The organism is Mangrovicoccus sp. HB161399 (assembly GCF_013184745.1).
Classification (GTDB): domain Bacteria; phylum Pseudomonadota; class Alphaproteobacteria; order Rhodobacterales; family Rhodobacteraceae; genus Mangrovicoccus.
In genome coordinates, this window is sequence record NZ_JAATVU010000270.1 from 1 (window position 1) to 842 (window position 842).

Annotated in this window: 1 protein-coding gene; it reads left to right on the forward strand. The window is 65.4% G+C overall.

What is annotated here, in order from left to right; all coding sequences use genetic code 11:
* Positions 1 to 842: FAD-dependent monooxygenase (locus HCC78_RS32820; protein ID WP_172332855.1), on the forward strand; the 842-nt coding region annotated here is incomplete at both ends.

Sequence of the window (842 nt, forward strand, 5' to 3'; positions counted from 1 at the left end):
GGCGGGGCGGCGGCGGCGGCGCTCATGACGGAGGCGGGCTTCTCCGTCCATAGCTTCGAGCAGGCCCCCGAATTCACCCGGCTCGGCGCGGGCATCCATATCGGCCCGAACGTCATGAAGATCTTCCGCAAGCTCGGCCTCGAAGACACCCTTGCCAAAATCGGCTCCCACCCCACGCACTGGTTCTCCAGAGACGGGATAACCGGCGAATATCTCTCGGAAATCCCGCTCGGCGACTATGCGCTGAAGGAATATGGCGCGCCCTACATCACCATCCATCGCGGCGACATGCATGCCGTCCAGATCGAGGCGCTCGACGCCTCCCGCGTGCATTTCGGCCACCGCCTGACCGCCATCGAGGAACGCGGCAGCGACGTGCTGCTCACCTTCGAGAACGGCCGCCAGGTCGCCGCCAAGCTGGTCATCGGCGCCGACGGCATCAATTCGATGATCCGCGAGACGCTGCTCGGCGTCGAGAAGCCGCGCTTCTCCGGCTGGGTCGGGCACCGCGCGCTGGTCGACATGGAGAAGCTCCGCGCCTCGGGGCTGGAGCACGAGCTCTGCGTCAAATGGTGGTGGGAGCAGTCGCGCCACATCATGGCCTACGCGACCAAGAACGACGCCTCGGAATACTACTATGTCACTGGCGTTCCTGTGGATTCCTGGGAGCACGAGACCAGCTTCGTCGACAGTTCGCGCGAGGAGATGGAGGCGATCTTCGGCGGTTCGCATCCGATGGTTCAGGCGCTGATCGACGCCACCGGCGAGGTGACCAAGTGGCCGTTCTGGAACCGCGACCCGATGGGGCTGTGGTCGCGCGGGCGGCTGGTGATGATCGGCGA